Origin of the sequence: Empedobacter falsenii (assembly GCF_013488205.1) — a bacterium.
GTDB lineage: Bacteria > Bacteroidota > Bacteroidia > Flavobacteriales > Weeksellaceae > Empedobacter > Empedobacter falsenii_C.
This window is the reverse complement of sequence record NZ_CP040908.1, coordinates 2,988,102-3,006,287: the sequence shown is the minus strand read 5'-3', so window position 1 is coordinate 3,006,287 and position 18,186 is coordinate 2,988,102. Positions and strand designations below refer to the sequence as shown.

At 33.8% G+C, this 18,186-nt stretch carries 17 protein-coding genes; 15 read left to right on the top strand and 2 right to left on the bottom strand.

The window, feature by feature from the left end; translation table 11 throughout:
- The first annotated feature begins 178 nt into the window (after window positions 1-178).
- Window positions 179-601: a type II 3-dehydroquinate dehydratase gene (locus tag FH779_RS14095; protein WP_125349650.1), complete on the top strand. Its 423-nt coding sequence runs from the start codon at window positions 179-181 to the stop codon at window positions 599-601.
- A gap of 40 nt (window positions 602-641) precedes the next feature.
- Window positions 642-965, top strand: a complete 324-nt coding sequence (locus FH779_RS14090) for a hypothetical protein (RefSeq protein WP_180905157.1) — start codon at window positions 642-644, stop codon at window positions 963-965.
- Window positions 966-999: 34 nt separating this feature from the next.
- Here FH779_RS14090 and yihA read toward each other — a convergent pair whose 3' ends face one another.
- Both yihA and FH779_RS14080 read right to left on the bottom strand, forming a co-directional pair.
- Window positions 1,000-1,632: a ribosome biogenesis GTP-binding protein YihA/YsxC gene (gene yihA / locus FH779_RS14085; RefSeq protein ID WP_084106860.1), complete on the bottom strand. Its 633-nt coding sequence runs from the start codon at window positions 1,630-1,632 to the stop codon at window positions 1,000-1,002.
- 2 nt (window positions 1,633-1,634) lie between these two features.
- Window positions 1,635-2,417, bottom strand: coding sequence for an alpha/beta fold hydrolase (locus FH779_RS14080; RefSeq protein WP_038332809.1), 783 nt, complete (start codon window positions 2,415-2,417; stop codon window positions 1,635-1,637).
- Between the two features lie 262 nt (window positions 2,418-2,679).
- Between FH779_RS14080 and mraZ the strand changes: the two genes are divergently transcribed.
- Genes mraZ through ftsZ form a run of 13 tightly spaced genes read left to right on the top strand, consistent with a single transcriptional unit; the run spans window position 2,680 to window position 18,115 of the window.
- Window positions 2,680-3,141, top strand: coding sequence for a division/cell wall cluster transcriptional repressor MraZ (gene mraZ / locus FH779_RS14075; protein ID WP_038332815.1), 462 nt, complete (start codon window positions 2,680-2,682; stop codon window positions 3,139-3,141).
- Complete coding sequence (rsmH, locus tag FH779_RS14070; protein ID WP_180905156.1) at window positions 3,134-4,039, top strand: 16S rRNA (cytosine(1402)-N(4))-methyltransferase RsmH; 906 nt, start codon at window positions 3,134-3,136, stop codon at window positions 4,037-4,039. Before mraZ ends, rsmH begins: the two co-directional genes overlap by 8 nt.
- A 9-nt stretch (window positions 4,040-4,048) precedes the next feature.
- On the top strand, window positions 4,049-4,408 hold the full coding sequence (locus tag FH779_RS14065) for an FtsL-like putative cell division protein (RefSeq protein WP_052217625.1): 360 nt from the start codon (window positions 4,049-4,051) through the stop codon (window positions 4,406-4,408).
- On the top strand, window positions 4,386-6,368 hold the full coding sequence (locus tag FH779_RS14060) for a penicillin-binding protein (protein WP_038332822.1): 1,983 nt from the start codon (window positions 4,386-4,388) through the stop codon (window positions 6,366-6,368). Before FH779_RS14065 ends, FH779_RS14060 begins: the two co-directional genes overlap by 23 nt.
- Window positions 6,365-7,828: a UDP-N-acetylmuramoyl-L-alanyl-D-glutamate--2,6-diaminopimelate ligase gene (locus FH779_RS14055; RefSeq protein WP_180905155.1), complete on the top strand. Its 1,464-nt coding sequence runs from the start codon at window positions 6,365-6,367 to the stop codon at window positions 7,826-7,828. Before FH779_RS14060 ends, FH779_RS14055 begins: the two co-directional genes overlap by 4 nt.
- Window positions 7,829-7,831: 3 nt before the next feature.
- Window positions 7,832-9,073 carry a phospho-N-acetylmuramoyl-pentapeptide-transferase gene (gene mraY / locus FH779_RS14050; RefSeq protein WP_125349644.1) on the top strand — a complete coding sequence of 414 codons (1,242 nt, stop codon included), beginning with the start codon at window positions 7,832-7,834 and terminating at the stop codon, window positions 9,071-9,073.
- A 3-nt stretch (window positions 9,074-9,076) separates the two neighbouring features.
- A complete protein-coding gene (murD, locus tag FH779_RS14045; RefSeq protein WP_180905154.1) occupies window positions 9,077-10,411 on the top strand; it encodes a UDP-N-acetylmuramoyl-L-alanine--D-glutamate ligase in 1,335 nt (444 codons plus the stop codon).
- Window positions 10,412-10,426: 15 nt separating this feature from the next.
- Complete coding sequence (locus FH779_RS14040) at window positions 10,427-11,626, top strand: FtsW/RodA/SpoVE family cell cycle protein (RefSeq protein WP_180905153.1); 1,200 nt, start codon at window positions 10,427-10,429, stop codon at window positions 11,624-11,626.
- On the top strand, window positions 11,598-12,704 hold the full coding sequence (gene murG, locus FH779_RS14035; RefSeq protein WP_180905152.1) for an undecaprenyldiphospho-muramoylpentapeptide beta-N-acetylglucosaminyltransferase: 1,107 nt from the start codon (window positions 11,598-11,600) through the stop codon (window positions 12,702-12,704). Before FH779_RS14040 ends, murG begins: the two co-directional genes overlap by 29 nt.
- Window positions 12,704-14,044, top strand: coding sequence for a UDP-N-acetylmuramate--L-alanine ligase (murC, locus tag FH779_RS14030; RefSeq protein WP_180905151.1), 1,341 nt, complete (start codon window positions 12,704-12,706; stop codon window positions 14,042-14,044). The genes murG and murC overlap by 1 nt, the downstream gene beginning before the upstream one ends.
- 1 nt (window position 14,045) lies before the next feature.
- On the top strand, window positions 14,046-14,777 hold the full coding sequence (locus FH779_RS14025) for a cell division protein FtsQ/DivIB (RefSeq protein WP_221627940.1): 732 nt from the start codon (window positions 14,046-14,048) through the stop codon (window positions 14,775-14,777).
- Window positions 14,764-16,215 carry a cell division protein FtsA gene (gene ftsA / locus FH779_RS14020; protein WP_180905149.1) on the top strand — a complete coding sequence of 484 codons (1,452 nt, stop codon included), beginning with the start codon at window positions 14,764-14,766 and terminating at the stop codon, window positions 16,213-16,215. The genes FH779_RS14025 and ftsA overlap by 14 nt, the downstream gene beginning before the upstream one ends.
- Window positions 16,216-16,270: 55 nt before the next feature.
- A complete protein-coding gene (ftsZ, locus tag FH779_RS14015; RefSeq protein WP_125349666.1) occupies window positions 16,271-18,115 on the top strand; it encodes a cell division protein FtsZ in 1,845 nt (614 codons plus the stop codon).
- Window positions 18,116-18,186 lie beyond the last annotated feature (71 nt).

Below are 18,186 nucleotides of genomic sequence, written 5' to 3'. Positions count from 1 at the left end.
ATTTTAAGGTTTGGTTGATTTTTTTGGTTTAGATTGGTTTATATGATAATAGGTTGGTAATTGTATATATACAAGGTTTGTGCCAAAACTTAATAAAAAGTAAAAAATTGATTAAAAAAAAGAAAAAATTAAACTTTTTCGATCTAAAAAAGAGATTTATATTTATAAAATAAAGAAAATGAAACAAATACAAATTATAAACGGACCTAATTTAAATTTACTTGGCGTTCGCGAACCAGAAATTTATGGAACACAAACTTTCGAAGATTTTTTTGAACATGAATTGAGAAAGCAATTTCCAGAAGTTTCGTTGCATTATTTTCAATCAAATCACGAAGGAGATATTATTGATAAGTTGCACGAAATAGGTTTTAAATATGACGGAATTATCTTAAATGCTGGTGCGTATACGCATTATTCGTATGCGATTGCAGATGCGATAAAAGCGATTACGACTAAAGTGATAGAAGTTCATATTTCGGATATTTATGCACGCGAAGATTTTAGAAAAAATAGTGTAACAGGTGAAAGTTGTTTAAAAATTATTTCAGGAAAAGGTTTACCAGGTTATGTTGAAGCTGTGAATGATTTTGTGAAATAATTAATAGTCATTATCTTAACAAGATTAAAATCTATTACCTATGAAGAAAATTATTTTAGGATTAATCTTTGGATTAACCATTGTTAGCTGTAATTCGAAAGCTGATAAACATAATGCAGAACAAAAAGCTCAAGCAATGACGGCTTGTGAACAAGCGGCAATAACACTAGGGATATCTGCGGCTAAAAAAGAACTGATTACAAAATATTGTGACTGTTCGACAGATAAAATGATGGATGAATTTACGTATACAGAAATGATGCAAATGAATAATCCAACACCTGAATTACAAGAACGATTAATGAAATTAATAGAACCTTGTATCAATGATTTGAAAACAAAATCTGCTGAATTAGGAGAGTAATAAACAAAAAAGTCGGAACATAGTTCCGACTTTTTTAATATTCTTTTTTGTATTGTTCTTTCTTAAACTCGTCTACAAGATGTTCGTTCAAACTATCAATGTAGCCTAAGATTTCTAATTTACCAATTTTACTCGAAGCCGAACTTGTAAATATTTTTGGTAATTCTTCCCAAGTTTTTAATAACTCGTTTTTGTAATGATTCAAGTTTTTTTGCATTTGTGTACTCGTTAGTTTATCTAATTTTGTAAATACAATCGCAAACGGAATTTGTTTGTTTCCTAACCATTCCATAAACTGTAAATCTATTTTTTGAGGCGTGTGTCGAGAATCAATCAATAAAAAAACATTTACTAAGTTTTTACGAAACTCAATGTAATCATAAATCATTTTATTGAAACCACCACGGACACCTTTTGGTGCTTTAGCAAAACCATAACCTGGTAAATCGGCTAAATACCAAGTATCATCCATTTCGAATGTATTAATCAATTGAGTTTTACCTGGTGTTGCAGAAGTTTTAGCTAATGCTTTTTTATCTGCTAACATATTGATTAATGACGATTTTCCAACATTAGAACGCCCAATAAATGCGTATTCTGGTTTGAAAGGATCTGGACAATCTGTATATTTTTGCGAACTTTTTACGAATTCAGCTTTTTTAATCATAATTATGCTTTAGTGGCTGGATCTAATTGTTTTTCGATTAGCCATTTGTATAAAATTTCGTTGAATAATTCAGGGTGTTCCATCATTGGAGCGTGCCCGCATTTATCAATCCAAAATAAAGAAGCGTCTGGTAATTCTTCTTCAAATTCTATTGCAACTTCTGGTGGAGTTACATTATCTTGTTTTCCCCAAATCAAACAAACAGGCATTTTGATGTCTTTTAAATCATCTTTCATGTTAGATTTGATTGCGTCTCTTGCGATATATAAAGTTTTGATAGCTTTATTTCTGTCATTTACAGTGTCAAAAACATCATCTACAATTTCTTTTGTCGCGATAGCAGGATCGTAAAAAACTTCGCGCGTTTTACGTTCTACATATTCGTAATTACCACGTTTTGGGTAAGTTTCTCCAAAAGATTTTTCGTACAAACCAGAACTTCCTGTTAAACAAAGTGCTTTTACATATTCCGGATGTCTGTGACAAACCATCAAACCAATATGTCCTCCTAAAGAATTTCCAACTAAAATAGCTGGTTCTTTAACGACTTCTTCAATAAAATTTGCAACATGTTTTGCAATATTTTTGATATTAGTATTGATGACAGATAAAGAATATAATGGCAATTCTGGTGCGAAAACCTTATATCCTCTTTGTGCATAATAATTTGTAAGTGAGCTGAAATTGCTAAGTTCACCCATTAATCCATGAAGCAAAACAATTGGTTGTCCCTCTCCTTCTTCTATGTAAGAGAACTTATCTTTTTTCTTTAAGCTAAAAAACATTTACTCGATATTAAGTCGACAAATTTAATTAATTATATTTTTTATTTCGTGGTTTATATGAAAAACTTTAACAATCCATATTAATCACTTATCAAAACAAGGTCTATATAAACATTATTTCTCATTTTATACATGGGGTTTGCGTTAGAAAAAACATAACTATCTGATACTAAATTTTAAATTGTTGATAACTATTTCAATAAAAGTGGTAAAAAATGGTAATTTGTGGTAATATTTTCTTTATTTTTGGAAAAAATCTATCATGAATTCATTAATTGGAACATATGAGTGTAAGGTAGATACAAAGGGTAGGCTCCCAATACCAGCGGGTTTGAAGAAACAACTTGCTGAATGTTTGGAAGATGGCTTTGTGTTGAAAAGATCTGTGTTTCAAAATTGTTTAGAACTGCATCCAATGAAAGAATGGGAAAAAGTGATGAATGATTTGAATAAATTGAATCGATTTGTGAAGAAAAACAATGATTTTATTAGAATTTTTACGGCTGGATTAAAAATTGTCGAAGTTGATGCAAATGGAAGGCTACAGATTTCAAAAGATTTAGTGAAATTTGCAGAAATTAATAAAGAAGTCGTTCTAAATTCTTCTGTAAACATGATCGAGATTTGGGATAAAGACAAATATGAAGAGTCGATTAATGTAGATGATTTAGATTTTGCTTCTTTGGCGGAAGATGTAATGGGAAATTTAGGAGAAGATGAGTGAATATCATAATCCAGTATTATTAAAAGATAGTGTTGATGCGTTAATTATTAACGAATCAGGTATATATGTAGATTGTACGTTCGGGGGTGGAGGACACTCACGTGAAATATTAAGTCGTTTGGATCAAAATGGAAAATTATTTTCATTTGATCAAGATGTGGATGCTGTTCGTAATAAAATTGATGATGATCGATTTGAGTTAGTTGAGCAAAATTTTAGATTCTTGAAAAATAATTTAAGATTTCGTGGAATAAAACAAGTTGATGGTGTTTTGGGTGATTTGGGAGTTTCTTCTCATCAGTTTGATACACCAGAACGTGGTTTTTCAACTCGCTTTGATGGAGAATTGGATATGCGAATGAACCAGAATGCAAAATTATCTGCCAAAACAATTATTAACGAATACGAAGAAGAAGATCTTGCTCGTGTTTTTTATGATTTTGGAGAGTTGCAAGGTTCGTATCGCTTGGCGAGAGAAGTTGTAAAAGCAAGAGCTGATAAACAAATCAATACAATTGATGAGTTGAAGCAAATTTTTTCATTCATTCCAAAAATGAAAGAAAATAAATTTTTCGCTCAAATGTTTCAAGCGTTACGCATCGAGGCAAATGATGAAATGGCAGCATTGAAAGAGATGTTGACGCAATGTGGAGAAGTGATAAAGCCAGGTGGTCGCTTGGTTATTATTTCGTATCATTCGTTAGAAGATCGCTTGACAAAACGCTACATGAAAAACGGAATTTTTGAAGGAGAACCAGAACGTGACGTTTTTGGAAATTGGTCGGCGCCTTTCAAACCTTTACAATCAAAGGTGATTGTGCCAACGCAAGAAGAAATTAATGAAAATCCAAGAGCTCGTAGTGCGAAAATGCGTATTGCGGTTCGTAATGAGGATTAAGAAATAGGAATGGCAAAAAAGAAAAAAATATTACCAGAGAAAAAAACTTTTACAGGTTTGTTGAGAGGTGAGTTTTTAATTAAAACTGGCTCAGAACAAAACTGGAAGTTTATGTTGTATCTGGTAGGTTTGGCTTTTTTGAGTATTTCGAGTTCGCATTTAGTTGATCGAAAAGTGGTTCGAATCGCTGAATTGCAAGATAAAGTAGAAGATTTAAAATCTCAATATACAGATAAGCATCGCGATTTGATGCGTATGCAATTAGAAACGGAAATTTTGGAGCGTACGGCAGTGTATGGTTTGAAAATTCCAGATAAACAACCTTATTATATAGTAGACAAAGTTTATGACGAAGTCAGCGAAAAATAAAAACAATATTGTCATCAAAGGATGGGTATTTGCCGGCGCGCTTGCGATTTGGGCCATCTTTATTATTGTTTTTATGTTTCGAATTAATATTGTAGAAGGGGTTGAATTAGAGCGTTTTGCTGAAAAGAATAATTTTAGATTAGATACTGTTACGGCGGAGCGTGGTAATTTATATGCTTCTAATGGCGCATTAATGGCTACAACTGTTACAAAACACAATGTTTATGTGGATTTGACGGTGATCAAAGATGAATTATTCAAAACAGAAATGCACAATCTTGCCGATTCTTTAGGTAAGATGTTTACAAAATCTCCCTCTTATTTTTACGACAAATTTTCTACAGAACGTAAAAAGAAAAATCGTTACATGATGTTGGTGAAAGATTTGGATTATGAGCAATATCAACGCATCAAAAAATTTCCAATTTTCAACAAAGGTCAAAACAAAGGTGGATTTATTCATGAAACTGAATCAAAACGAGAATTAATTGTTCAAGATATTGGTGTTCGTACAATTGGTTACGATGATCAACGCGGAAAAGTAGGATTAGAAGGAGCTTATTCTGACTTATTAAGCGGTATTGAAGGTCGTCGTTGGGAGCAATTTATGGGACGTGGTAAATGGAAACCAATGAAAAGTTGGGAGCAAGAGCCTCAAGCAGGTTCATCTGTTTACACAACAATAGATGCCGATTTGCAAATGGTTGCTTACGATGCTTTGTACAAACAACTTTCTGAATTTGAAGCGCAACACGGAAGTGTGGTTGTGATGGAAGTTCAGACAGGGAAAGTTCGTGCAATTGTAAATTTATCTCGCAAAAAAGACGGAACATATATCGACGATTATAACTATGCGGTTGGTGAAGCTGCAGAGCCAGGATCTACTTTCAAAACAGTTTCGTTGCTTGCAGCAATGGATGATGGTTTTATCAATAAAAACTCAACTGTAGAAACAGGAGGTGGAAGTTATAAATTCTATGGTCGTACGATTACAGATACACACGGTTATGGAACATTGACTGTAGATGGCGTGATGAAAAAATCGTCTAACATTGGTACAGCAAAAATTATTAATAAATACTACGGAGAAAATCCAAAAGCTTTCTTCAAAAAAATGGATAAATGGCATATGACTTCGCCTCTTGGAGTAGATATTCTTGGAGAAGGAAGTCCAATTATGCACCGTCCAGATAGTAAATCTTGGAGTAATATTACGTTACCTGTAATGGGTTATGGATATGGTTTACAGTTAACTCCAATTCAAATTGTGACTTTTTACAACGCAGTGGCAAATAATGGTAAAATGTTGAAACCATTATTTATGGATAAAATCACGCGTAAAGGTGAACCTGATAAAGTTTTTGAACCTGTCGTTTTAGTAGATCAACTAACGTCTTTGGAAAATGTAAAACAGATGCAAGAAATGCTTCGTGGAGCAGTAGAACAAGGAACGGGACGTATTATTAGTAATAGTAATTACGATATTGCTGGTAAAACTGGTACTGCTCGTGTTGATTATTGGAAGCGAGATGGTAAAGGAATGCAATATCGTGCTTCATTCGCAGGGTATTTTCCAGCAGAAAAACCAAAGTATTCTTGTATCGTAGTTGTGCACAAACCAAATACAGCCAAAGGGTTTTATGGAGGTAGTGTAACTGCTCCGGTTTTTAAGAAAATTGCCGATTGGGTATATTCAAAAACTCCCATACCTTTGCCACGTGATTTAGTAAAAAAGAACGCGGTGAAAGAGTTTAAAAAAGGAGATGATATTAATGTTAGTAATTCTAAAAATATAGTGCCAAATGTGACTGGTCATACAGGATCTAAAGCAATTCCGGTATTAGAAAATTTAGGATTAGATGTGCAATATTCAGGGTTTGGAAAAGTAACAAATCAATCCATTCCTGCGGGAACAAGATTTAAGAAGGGTGAGACAATTTATTTAATGTTGGAAGGATGAGAAATTTAGTTGATTTATTATATAAAGTTTCCATCTCAGAAACGATTGGTTCAACAAAAGTTGAAGTCAATAATATTCAATTTGATTCAAGAAAAGTATCAAAAAATGATGTTTTTGTCGCTGTAAATGGAGTTACAGTTGACGGTCATCAGTATATAGAAAAAGCGATTGGTTTAGGTACTAAAGCAATTGTTTGCGAAGTTTTGCCAGAAAATTTAGTTGAAGGAGTAACGTATGTGAAAGTTGAAAATTCAACGATTGCATTAGGAATTTTAGCTTCTAATTTTTATGAAAATCCAACAAAAGATTTAAAACTTGTTGGAGTTACAGGTACGAATGGAAAAACAACAACGACAACTTTGTTGTACGAATTGTTTACAAAATTAGGTTATGCTTGTGCATTAATTTCGACGATTAAAATTGTAATTGATGGTGAAGTGATTCCGTCTACGCATACAACGCCAGATATTTTGACATTGAACAAAATGTTTCGCGAAGCGGTAGATAGAGGATGCGAATTTGCTTTTATGGAAGTTTCTTCGCACGGAATTCATCAAAATAGAATTGCTGGTTTGCATTTCGAAGTAGCTGGATTTACGAATATCACACACGATCATTTAGATTATCACAAAACGTTTGCAAATTATCTTGAAGCAAAAAAGAAATTCTTCGACGATTTGCCAAAAACGTCTACGGCAATTTCGAATGCAGATGATAAAAACGGAAAAGTAATGCTTCAGAATACAGTTGCTACGAAAAAATTGTATGCGCTAAAAACTGATGCAGAATTTAAAGGAAAAATTATTGAACACCAATTTGATGGAATGCAATTAGAATTCAATGGAAAAGAATTCTGGACATCATTAATTGGTCAATTCAATGCATATAATTTATTATTAGTTTTTGGTGTAGCGTCAATTTTAGGACAAGATGAGTTAGAAGTTCTAAAAGCATTGAGCACACTAGGAAATGTTGATGGTCGTTTTCAAACATTCAAAACGGAGTCAGGAATTATCGTAATCGTGGATTATGCACATACACCTGATGCGTTAGAAAATGTTTTGGATACAATAGAAGGAATTCGTACCAAAAACGAAAAACTAATAACAGTTGTAGGTTGTGGTGGAGATCGAGATAAAACAAAACGTCCTGAAATGGCCGATATCGCGAGCGAAAAATCTAATCTTGCCATTTTTACATCAGATAATCCAAGAACCGAAGATGCAGAAGAAATTCTTCGTGAGATGGAAGTTGGTGTAAAAGCGCAATTTTATAATCGCACCTTGAAGATTACTGATCGAAAAGAAGCTATAAAAACAGCACTTAAAATGGCCGAACCAAAAGATATTATTTTGATTGCGGGAAAAGGTCACGAGACGTATCAAGAAATTAACGGAGTAAGAACACATTTTTCTGATGTAGAAGTTGCATCAGAATTGAGTAAAATATTGAACAAATAAAGAATGTTATACTATTTATTTGATTATTTAGAAGGTATCCATTTTCCAGGAGCGCGTATGTTTCAATACACGTCTTTCCGCGCGGGAATGGCAATTTTATTGGCAATGTTCATCAGTTTGTTTTACGGAAAACGAATCATCAGTTATTTACGTAAAGAACAAATGGGAGAAATTGTTCGTGATTTAGGTTTAAAAGGACAAATCGAAAAAGCAGGAACGCCAACAATGGGTGGTTTAATCATCATTTTGGCAACGTTAATTCCTACTTTACTTTTTGCGAGATTAGATAATATTTACATTATCATTTTGTTGGTTTCAACAATTTGGTTGGGTGTGATTGGTTTTTTAGACGATTACATCAAAGTTTTTAGAAAAAACAAAGAAGGTTTACAAGGTAAATTTAAAATTTTAGGACAAGTTGGTCTTGGAGTTGTAGTTGGATTAATGCTTTATTTCAGTCCAACAGTTACCGTAAAACATCAAGAAAATAGAGTAAAAACGCCTGTAGGAACAGAACAAACAGAATACAGCCGACAAATAAAATTTGGTCCAGAAGAAAAAACGTTGGAAACAACAATGCCTTTCGTGAAAGGAAATGAATTTAACTATTCTGATATTTTATTTTGGATGGATGCGCAAGATCGACCAACATGGGCGGTTGCAGCGATTTTTATTTTTGCAGTAATTTTTATCATTACAGCAGTTTCGAATGGAGCAAATTTAACAGATGGAATCGACGGTTTAGCAGCAGGTAGTTCGGCTGTGATTATGGCAGCAATCTCGATGTTTGTTTTCGTTTCCGGAAATTTAATGTTCGCCGATTATTTGAACATTATGTTTATTCCGCGTTCAGAAGAAGTCTTGATTTTCTGTGGAGCTTTCCTTGGAGGTTTGATAGGATTTATTTGGTATAATACCTATCCAGCTCAAGTGTTCATGGGTGATACAGGAAGTTTAACAATCGGAGGAATTATTGCTGTTTTGGCAATTATCGTTCGTAAAGAATTATTACTACCAATTTTATGCGGAATATTTTTCGCAGAAAGTTTATCAGTAATGTTACAAGTGTCTTATTTCAAGTACACGAAAAAGAAATTTGGTGAAGGTCGTAGAATCTTTTTGATGTCTCCTCTACATCACCATTTTCAGAAGTTAGGTTATCACGAAAGTAAAATCGTGGTGCGTGCAATTATCATCGGAATCATTTTAGCGGTAATTAGTATTATTACCTTAAAGATTAGATAAAAAATGAAAAGATTAGTCGTTTTAGGAGGAGGAGAAAGTGGCGTAGGAACAGCTATTCTTGCGAAGAAAGAAAACTTTGATGTTTTTCTTTCGGACATGGGACAAATAAAAGACAAGTATAAACAACTTTTGGAGGAGCGCGGAATTGCTTATGAAGAAGGTCAGCACACAGAAGAATTAATTCTGAATGCCGATGAAGTAATGAAAAGTCCAGGTATTCCAAAAAAAGCAGCGCTAATTCAGAAATTAGAAGAAAAAGGAATTTCAATTATTTCTGAAATTGAATTTGCGTCTCGTTATACAGATGCAAAAATTATTGCGATTACAGGATCTAATGGAAAAACAACAACAACAAGTTTGATGTTCCATATCCTAAAGCAAGCTGGATTAAATGTAGGATTAGGTGGTAACATCGGAAAAAGTTTTGCAAAATCTGTAGCAGAAGACAATTTCGATTATTATGTATTAGAAGTAAGTAGTTTTCAGTTAGATGATATCAAAACAGATTTCAAACCGTATGTTGCAATTTTGCTGAACATTACACCAGATCATTTAGACCAATACAATTATCAGTTTGATTTGTATGCAAAGGCTAAATTCAGAATTACTGAAAACCAAGATGAAAACGATTATTTTATCTACAATTTGGATGATCCAAAAACAATGGAGATGATTGATCAGATTGATATTCGAGCTCATCGTAAACCGTTCACAATGATGGATGCAACAAATGAAGCATACGCAAACAATGAATTGTTCCGTGTGAACGATTCGAATGGTGATTTTACAATGTTAGTGAATGATTTAGGATTAATTGGAAAACACAATGTTTCTAACTCATTGGCTGCGGCTGTAGCCGCAAAAATTATTGATATTAATAATGAGGAGCTTAAAAAGAGTTTATCAGATTTCAAATCTGTTGAACATCGTTTAGAGCCTGTTTTGACAATTGGAGGAATTGATTTTATCAACGATTCTAAAGCAACAAATGTGAATGCAACATATTTTGCTTTGGAAAGTATGACGAAACCAGTTGTTTGGATTGTTGGAGGAACTGATAAAGGAAACGATTACAACGAAGTTTTACCTTTCGTGAAAAAGAAAGTGAAAGCAATTGTTTGTTTGGGTGTTGATAACGCAAAAATTGTTGATTTTTTCAGTCCATATATCGATACAATTGTTGAGACAAATACAATGAAAGATTGTGTAGAACAATCATATAAATTAGCAACAAAAGGAGAAACGGTTCTTCTATCACCAGCTTGTGCAAGTTTCGATTTGTTCAGCGGTTATGAAGATCGTGGAGATCAATTTAAAGAAAACGTACGCAAACTATAATAACAAATCTAACCAATGTCTAACATCGTACAAAAATATTTTAAAGGCGATAAACCGCTTTGGGCTTTCATTTTATTGTTAGCACTATTTTCGTTCTTACCAGTTTATTCAGCAAGTTCTAACTTGGTGTATACGGTAGGATCGGGTACTATTTTTGGGCATTTAGGTAAACACGCTGTGATTTTATTAATTGGTTTATTTATCATTTATGGATTACAACGTATTGATTATCGTTGGTTTGGTTTGTTTGCTTTAACAGCTGTTGTTATACTTTCTGGAGTTTTGGCAATAACACTTGTACAAGGACAGACCATTGGAGGTGCAAATGCTGCACGTTGGTTAACGATTCCGGGAACTGGAATTGGTATTCAGCCTTCGATGATTGCTTCGCAAGCGTTGTTGATTTATATAGCTCGTTATTTAACAAAAAATAGAGACAAAGAATATACGTGGAAAAATACAGCAGTTCCATTATTCTTACCAATTATTGTAATTGTAGGATTAATCTTTCCTTCTAATGGTTCAACAGCGTTGATGTTAGCTGGAATGTGCGGAATATTGTTGATTATTGGTGGATTTCCATTCAAATATTTATTTACAATTGCCGGGGTAGGTTTAATACTTGGTGGCGGATTTGTGTGGATGGCTTTATCTCGACCAGATTTAGTAACAAATTCTCGTGTGCACACATGGATGTCACGTATCGAGAAATTTAATGATGATTCTGGATTAGAAAGTTATCAAGTTTTACACGCAAAAGCTGCAATTGCAAGAGGATTGAATGAAATGGCTGGACCAGGAAAAAGTGTTTTCAAACAAACTTTACCTCAATCATCATCCGATTTTATCTTCGCGATTATTGTAGAAGAGTATGGTGCAATTGGTGCAATTCTATTAATTGGAATTTTCCTTCTGATTTTAATACGGATTTGTATCATCGCATCGAAAATTCATACTGTTTTTGGTACGCTACTTGTATTTGCAGTGGGCTTACCAATTATTATACAAGCAATGGTAAACATGGCTGTAGCGGTTAATTTAATTCCAGTAACAGGGCAACCATTGCCAATGATTAGTTACGGAGGAACATCCATTTGGATGACATGTATTTCGTTCGGAATAATTTTGAGTGTAAGTACTCAGATTAAATCGCAAGAAGAATTAGAACAAGATAGAAAAGTATTAAGTGAAGAATACATCGAAGACATCGCCTAAAGTTTTAATAAGTGGCGGAGGAACAGGTGGACATATTTATCCAGCTATTGCAATTGCAGACGAAATAAAAAGACGTTTGCCAGATGCGCAAATTTTGTTCGTTGGAGCAGAAGGAAGAATGGAAATGGAAAAAGTGCCAAAAGTTGGGTATGACATAAAAGGTTTACCAATTTCTGGATTTGATAGAAGTAACATGAAAGCGAATTTAAAGTTTCCTTTCAAATTGATAAAAAGCTTAAGTCTTGCAAAAAAAATCTACAAAGATTTTCAGCCAGATTTAGCTGTTGGTACAGGAGGTTATGCCAGTGGACCAATGTTGTGGGTAGCAGGAAGCAAAAATGTTCCGATTTTATTACAAGAACAAAATTCGTTTCCAGGAGTTACCAACAAAATTTTGAAAAATAAAGCCAGTGCAATTTGTACAGCTTACGAAGGAATTTCACAGTTTCCACAAGAAAAAGTGCATTACACAGGAAACCCTATTCGTGCTGAGATTTTTCAAAATTTACCATCAAAAGCAGAAGCAATTTTAGCTTTTGGATTAGATCCAGAAAAACCAACAATTTTATCGGTTGGTGGTTCACAAGGATCAAGAGCAATGAACAATGCTTGGTTAGAAAACCTTGACGAATTTGTTGCAAGTGGCGTTCAATTGATTTGGCAAACAGGAAAGTTAGATTATCAAAAAATCAAAAACTTGGTTGGTAATAAATATCCAACGATTCATGTAACTGAATTTATTTATAACATGAAAGATGCGTATGCAGCTTCGGATATGATTGTTTCTCGTGCAGGAGCAATGGCGATTTCTGAATTGTGTATTGTTGGAAAAGCAACTATTTTGCTTCCATTACCAACAGCGGCAGAAGATCATCAAACCAAAAATGCGCAAGCTTTGGTTGAGAAAGATGCAGCGATCATGGTGAAAGATGCAGATGCAAAACAAAATTTAGTCAAAGAAGTAATTGCTTTGGCGAGCAATGAAGAATTAAAAAATAAATTATCTCAAAACATTAAGCAATTAGGGAAACCGAACGCGACAAAAGAGATTGTAGATATATTATTGAATTTATTATAATGAATATTTTAGATAAAACATATTATTATTTCATCGGTGCAGGAGGAATCGGAATGAGTGCTTTGGAACGTTTCTTCAAGTCAATCGGAAAAGAAGTTGCTGGTTATGACAAAACGCAAACCGAGTTGACAACTGAATTGATTGCTGAAGGAATTGATATTCATTTCGAAGATAATATCGAATTAATTCCAGGAGGAATTAATGCAGAAAATACGTTGGTAATTTATACGCCAGCGATACCAAAAGATCATTCAGAACTAAATTATTTTTTAGTGAATGATTTTAAAGTCATGAAGCGTTCAGAAGTGTTAGGTGAAATTACCAAACATACATACAATATTGGTGTTGCGGGAACTCACGGAAAAACAACGACTTCGTCTATTTTAGGGCACATCCTAAAAGTTGCGAATGTAGAATGTACAGCTTTTTTAGGTGGTATTGCAGAAAATTACGATTCGAATATCATCTTAAATGGATCTAAATATACAGTTGCAGAAGCCGATGAGTTTGACCGTTCTTTCTTACGTCTTTCTCCAAAATTAGCGATTATCACAAGTGATGATGCTGATCATTTGGATATTTATGGAGAGCGTGATGAAGTGAAAAAATCGTTTCAAGAATTTGCAGCAATTGTCGAAGAAAAATTATTTGTTCACAAAGGTTTGCCTTTCGAAGGAGCTTTTACATATGGAGTGGATTTGGACGCAGATTACGATGCGCACAATGTAAGAATTATTGACGGACATTATGTGTTTGATGTAAAAACGCCAAACGGTTCATTGACAGATATCGGAATTTTATTACCAGGGCATCACAACATGGAAAATGCGGTTGCGGCTTTGGCTGTTGCTGATTATATGGGAGTTCCTCATGATAAAATAAAAGAAGCTTTATCAACTTTTGTTGGAGTTAAAAGACGTTTTAATCGTTTCGAAGCAAATGGAAAAATTTACATCGACGATTATGCACATCACCCAACAGAATTGAATGCAGCAATTCGTTCAGTTCGTGAACTTTATCCAGGTAAAAAAGTGTTGGGAGTATTTCAGCCTCACTTATTTACACGTACAAGAGATTTCGCAGAAGAATTTGGAGAAAGTTTATCGCAGTTAGATAGTTTGATTTTATTAGACATTTATCCTGCCAGAGAGTTACCAATCGAAGGAATTACTTCAAATTGGTTGCTAGAAAAGGTGAATTTAAATGAAAAAATAGTATCTTCATTAGAAGATAGTTTAGCAAACATCAAAAAACAAGATTTTGATGTATTATTGACTGTGGGAGCAGGAAATATTGATACAATTGTTAAACCAATAAAAGAGTGGTTAAGTGAAGCGTAAATTGAAAATCATAAAAGTGATTTTTGGAGTTGCCTTGCTAATCGGTTTGATTAGTTTTACGGTAATTAAAAATGCTTCGCGTACAGTGAATAAAATTGACGTGGCGTTTGTTCAGCCAGTTGATAATTATTTTATTAATGATGAATCGATAAGAGAAATTATCAACAAAGATGGAAAAGACATTCTGAAACAATCTCTACGAGAAGTGAATGTAAAAGAAATCGAACAAAAAGTAAGTGAGAGTCCTTTTGTGGATTCTGTACAAGTAAGTAAAGATATCAACGGACATTTACGACTTGACATAAAAGCAAACTCAGCAGTAGCAAGAATAAAGACGCTGAAAAATGAATTTTATTTGACAACAAAAGGCGGAAAAATGCCTTTATCTAAATTAAATTCAGCAGATGTAATCTTAGTTTCTGGTGATGTAAAACCGAATGAATATGAGGATTTGAGTAAATTTGTTCAAGCTTTGAAAGCAGACGATTTATTAAAAAATCATATCATAGCAATTCAAAAAGTGGGACAACGTTCTTTTAATTTAATTGTAAACACAGGAAACTATTATATAGAATTAGGAACTTTAAACAACTTTGAACAGAAGTTACATAATCTAAAATTATTCTATAATCAATACATTGATTTTATAGGAACTGAAGATTATGAAAAATTGAGCTTGAAATTTGTAAACCAAGTTGTAGCAACCAAACGAATAAAAAATGGAGAACAATAGTAAGATTGCAGTTGGCTTAGACATAGGGACTACAAAGATTGTAGCGCTTGTCGGACGAAAAAATGAGAACGGAAAAATCGAAATTCTTGGACACGGACAAGCAAAAAGCTTAGGTGTACACAGAGGTGTTGTAAACAATATTACACAAACCATTAACTCGATAAAAGAGGCAATTGATAAGGCTGAAAGATCATCTGGTGTCAAAATTACTGATGTTACTGTTGGTATTGCTGGACAACATATTCGTAGTTTACAACATAGCGATTACATTACTCGTACTAATTCAGAAGACGTGATTGATGATAATGATTTAAAGTTATTAACAAATCAAGTTTATAAGTTGGTGATGTTACCTGGAGAAGAAATTATCCATGTTCTTCCTCAAGAATTTAAGGTTGATAACGAAGGTGAAATTCGCGAACCAATTGGTATGTACGGAAGTCGTTTAGAGGCTAATTTCCATGTGGTTGTAGGACAAGTTTCATCTATCCGAAATATTGCACGTTGTGTAAAAGCTGCTGGTTTACGTTTGGCAAGTATTACTTTAGAACCAATTGCATCGTCTAGTGCTGCGCTTAGCGAAGAAGAAAAAGAAGCAGGTGTTGCATTGATTGATATAGGTGGTGGTACAACGGATATTGCAATTTTCAAGGATAATATTATTCGACACACATCTGTTATTCCGTTTGGAGGAAATGTGATTACAGAAGACATTAAAGTTGGATGTTCTATTATTGGAAAGCAAGCCGAAGCTTTAAAAGAAAAATTTGGTTCTGCTTGGCCAGGAGAAAATAAAGAAACTGAAATTGTATCGATTCCTGGTTTAAAAGGACGCGAAGCAAAAGAAATATCATTAAAAAGATTGTCACAAATTATTCATGCACGTGTGCAGGAAATTTTGGAACAAGTATATTTGGAATTGAAAAATTACGGTTGCGAAGATCAAAACAAAAAGTTGATTGCAGGAATCGTTTTAACAGGTGGTGGATCTAAATTGAAACACATTCGTCAACTTACAGAATATGTAACAGGAATGGATGTAAGAATTGGATATTCTAACGAACATATTGTTGGTGCAAAAGCTGAGGAAATTAGTGGACCAGAATATGCAACATCTGTAGGTTTATTAATGAAAGGTTTAGAGGAATTAGCGGCGAATTATCAGCACGAAATTTATGAAAAACCAGTTATTAATAATTTAAATAACCAAGAAGAATTAGAAATTGGAATTCAACCAACGCAACAAAAAAAGACTGTAAAAGCTGAAATTGTTGTTGAGGAAGAAATTATCCAAAAACCAAAAAGAGAAGAAGTAGTGGACGAATTCTTGGATCAAGAAATTGGAGAAAAGAAAGAAGCTAAATCTAAACCAGAAAAGAAAAATTTCTTTTCGAAATGGACGGATAAATTTATCCAAATGATCAACGAAACTGAATAATAAGAATAAACTAGAATAAATTACGAACCAATTTAATAAGAAGAATATGAGTGATATGTTAACAGGAGATATTGTGTTCAACTTACCAAAGAGCCGATCTCAAGCTATCAAAGTAATCGGAGTAGGTGGTGGAGGTAGTAATGCCGTAAACTACATGTTTGAACAAGGAATTGCAGGTGTAGAATTTGTAATTTGTAATACGGACTCTCAAGCATTAGCAAATAGTCCAGTACCAACAAGAATTCAATTAGGACAAGCAATAACAGAAGGTTTAGGAGCTGGAGCAAATCCTGAGGTAGGAGAGCAATCTGCTATCGAAAGTATGGATGATGTAAAAGCTGTTTTAGACGAAGGAACCAAAATGGTCTTTATTACTGCCGGAATGGGTGGTGGTACAGGAACCGGTGCAGCACCAGTAATTGCTGGTATTGCAAAAGAAATGGATATCTTAACAGTTGGGATTGTTACAGCGCCATTCTTTTTCGAAGGAAGAATGAGGTTGGAACAAGCCGAAAAAGGTATCGAAAAATTAAGACAAAACGTCGATTCATTAATTGTTATCAACAATGATAAATTACGTGAATTATACGGAAACTTAGGTTTCAAAAATGGTTTCTCGAAAGCTGATGAGGTTTTAACAACAGCAGCTAAAGGAATTGCAGAAGTTATTACTCAACACTATGCAATGAACATCGATTTACGTGATGCGCGTACAGTACTTAAAAATTCTGGTACAGCAATCATGGGATCTGCGCAAGGTTCTGGTGAAAACAAAGCGAAAGACGCAATTTCTTCTGCTTTAGATTCTCCATTGTTAAACAACAACAAAATTACAGGTGCACGTAACGTATTGTTATTGATTTTATCTGGTAATAACGAAATTACAATGGATGAAATCGGTATCATCAATGATTACATTCAACAAGAAGCTGGTAATAGTGCAAATATTATCATGGGTATTGGTGAAGACTTAGATTTAGGAGATTCTATCTCTGTAACTGTTGTAGCAACTGGTTTTCCTACAGAAGATCAGGCGTATACAGGAAAAGAGGAACAAAAAATTGTACATACATTAGAGGAAGAACAACCAATTAATAAAACGTTATCAGTTGAGCAACCTTTTGTGAATCGTGTAAAACCAATGACGTTAGATTTTGGTCGTTCTAATGCTTCTCAGCAAGCACCACAAACGCCTCAACAAAATCAAACGCCAGAGGCTCCTCAAAATAATTATCGTCAAGCAGATATTAACCAAAGTTTTCAACAACAAACTTATCACAATACGCCAGAAGAATCTTTCGAAGAAAATAATTCTCCAAAGCGTTATGTTTTAGATGATATTGATGATGAGCCAGTGCAAGAGAGACGTTCTTATGATGATTTCGAACCACGTTTGAAATCAGATTTTAATCGTCCGCAAGAACCAACGAATAATGTAAATAATAATCAAACATATAATTCATATTCTAATCCTGTAGCTTCAGAGCAGTCAAACTATCCTCAAAATAATTATGCTGGATATCAAGCTCCAAAGAACGAAGGATATGGAAATGTAGAGCCAGTTCAATCTAATGTAGCTCATTCTGTTGCTCCACAAGCTGAAGAATTACAAGTTGCTATAGATCCATTTAGTCAACCAATTGAGCAATCAAATGATCCTGAATTGAATAGTATGATTGAAGAAAGAAGAAATCGTTTGAAACAATTTAATTTTAAATTCAACAATACGATGACGAATTCTCAAGTAGACGAATACGAAGCAATTCCTGCTTACAAACGTCAAGGATTGAATTTATCTGATCGTAATGATAATCAATCTTCTGATTTTTCTGTCGGAACGAATCGTAACAACGAAACACAAATTCGTCCAAACAATTTTCTACACGATAACGTAGATTAATAAACGATCACTCGTAAAAAATATTCTTATTATAGAAAAGGTTCATTGCTTTTGCGATGAGCCTTTTTTTG

Bases quoted from the DNA above. Each gene is read 5' to 3' on its own strand.
- FH779_RS14095 (WP_125349650.1), top strand. From the start codon at position 179: ATGAAACAAATACAAATTATAAACGGACCTAATTTAAATTTACTTGGC.
- FH779_RS14090 (WP_180905157.1), top strand. From the start codon at position 642: ATGAAGAAAATTATTTTAGGATTAATCTTTGGATTAACCATTGTTAGC.
- yihA (WP_084106860.1), bottom strand. From the start codon at position 1,632: ATGATTAAAAAAGCTGAATTCGTAAAAAGTTCGCAAAAATATACAGAT.
- FH779_RS14080 (WP_038332809.1), bottom strand. From the start codon at position 2,417: ATGTTTTTTAGCTTAAAGAAAAAAGATAAGTTCTCTTACATAGAAGAA.
- mraZ (WP_038332815.1), top strand. From the start codon at position 2,680: ATGAATTCATTAATTGGAACATATGAGTGTAAGGTAGATACAAAGGGT.
- rsmH (WP_180905156.1), top strand. From the start codon at position 3,134: ATGAGTGAATATCATAATCCAGTATTATTAAAAGATAGTGTTGATGCG.
- FH779_RS14065 (WP_052217625.1), top strand. From the start codon at position 4,049: ATGGCAAAAAAGAAAAAAATATTACCAGAGAAAAAAACTTTTACAGGT.
- FH779_RS14060 (WP_038332822.1), top strand. From the start codon at position 4,386: ATGACGAAGTCAGCGAAAAATAAAAACAATATTGTCATCAAAGGATGG.
- FH779_RS14055 (WP_180905155.1), top strand. From the start codon at position 6,365: ATGAGAAATTTAGTTGATTTATTATATAAAGTTTCCATCTCAGAAACG.
- mraY (WP_125349644.1), top strand. From the start codon at position 7,832: ATGTTATACTATTTATTTGATTATTTAGAAGGTATCCATTTTCCAGGA.
- murD (WP_180905154.1), top strand. From the start codon at position 9,077: ATGAAAAGATTAGTCGTTTTAGGAGGAGGAGAAAGTGGCGTAGGAACA.
- FH779_RS14040 (WP_180905153.1), top strand. From the start codon at position 10,427: ATGTCTAACATCGTACAAAAATATTTTAAAGGCGATAAACCGCTTTGG.
- murC (WP_180905151.1), top strand. From the start codon at position 12,704: ATGAATATTTTAGATAAAACATATTATTATTTCATCGGTGCAGGAGGA.
- ftsA (WP_180905149.1), top strand. From the start codon at position 14,764: ATGGAGAACAATAGTAAGATTGCAGTTGGCTTAGACATAGGGACTACA.
- ftsZ (WP_125349666.1), top strand. From the start codon at position 16,271: ATGTTAACAGGAGATATTGTGTTCAACTTACCAAAGAGCCGATCTCAA.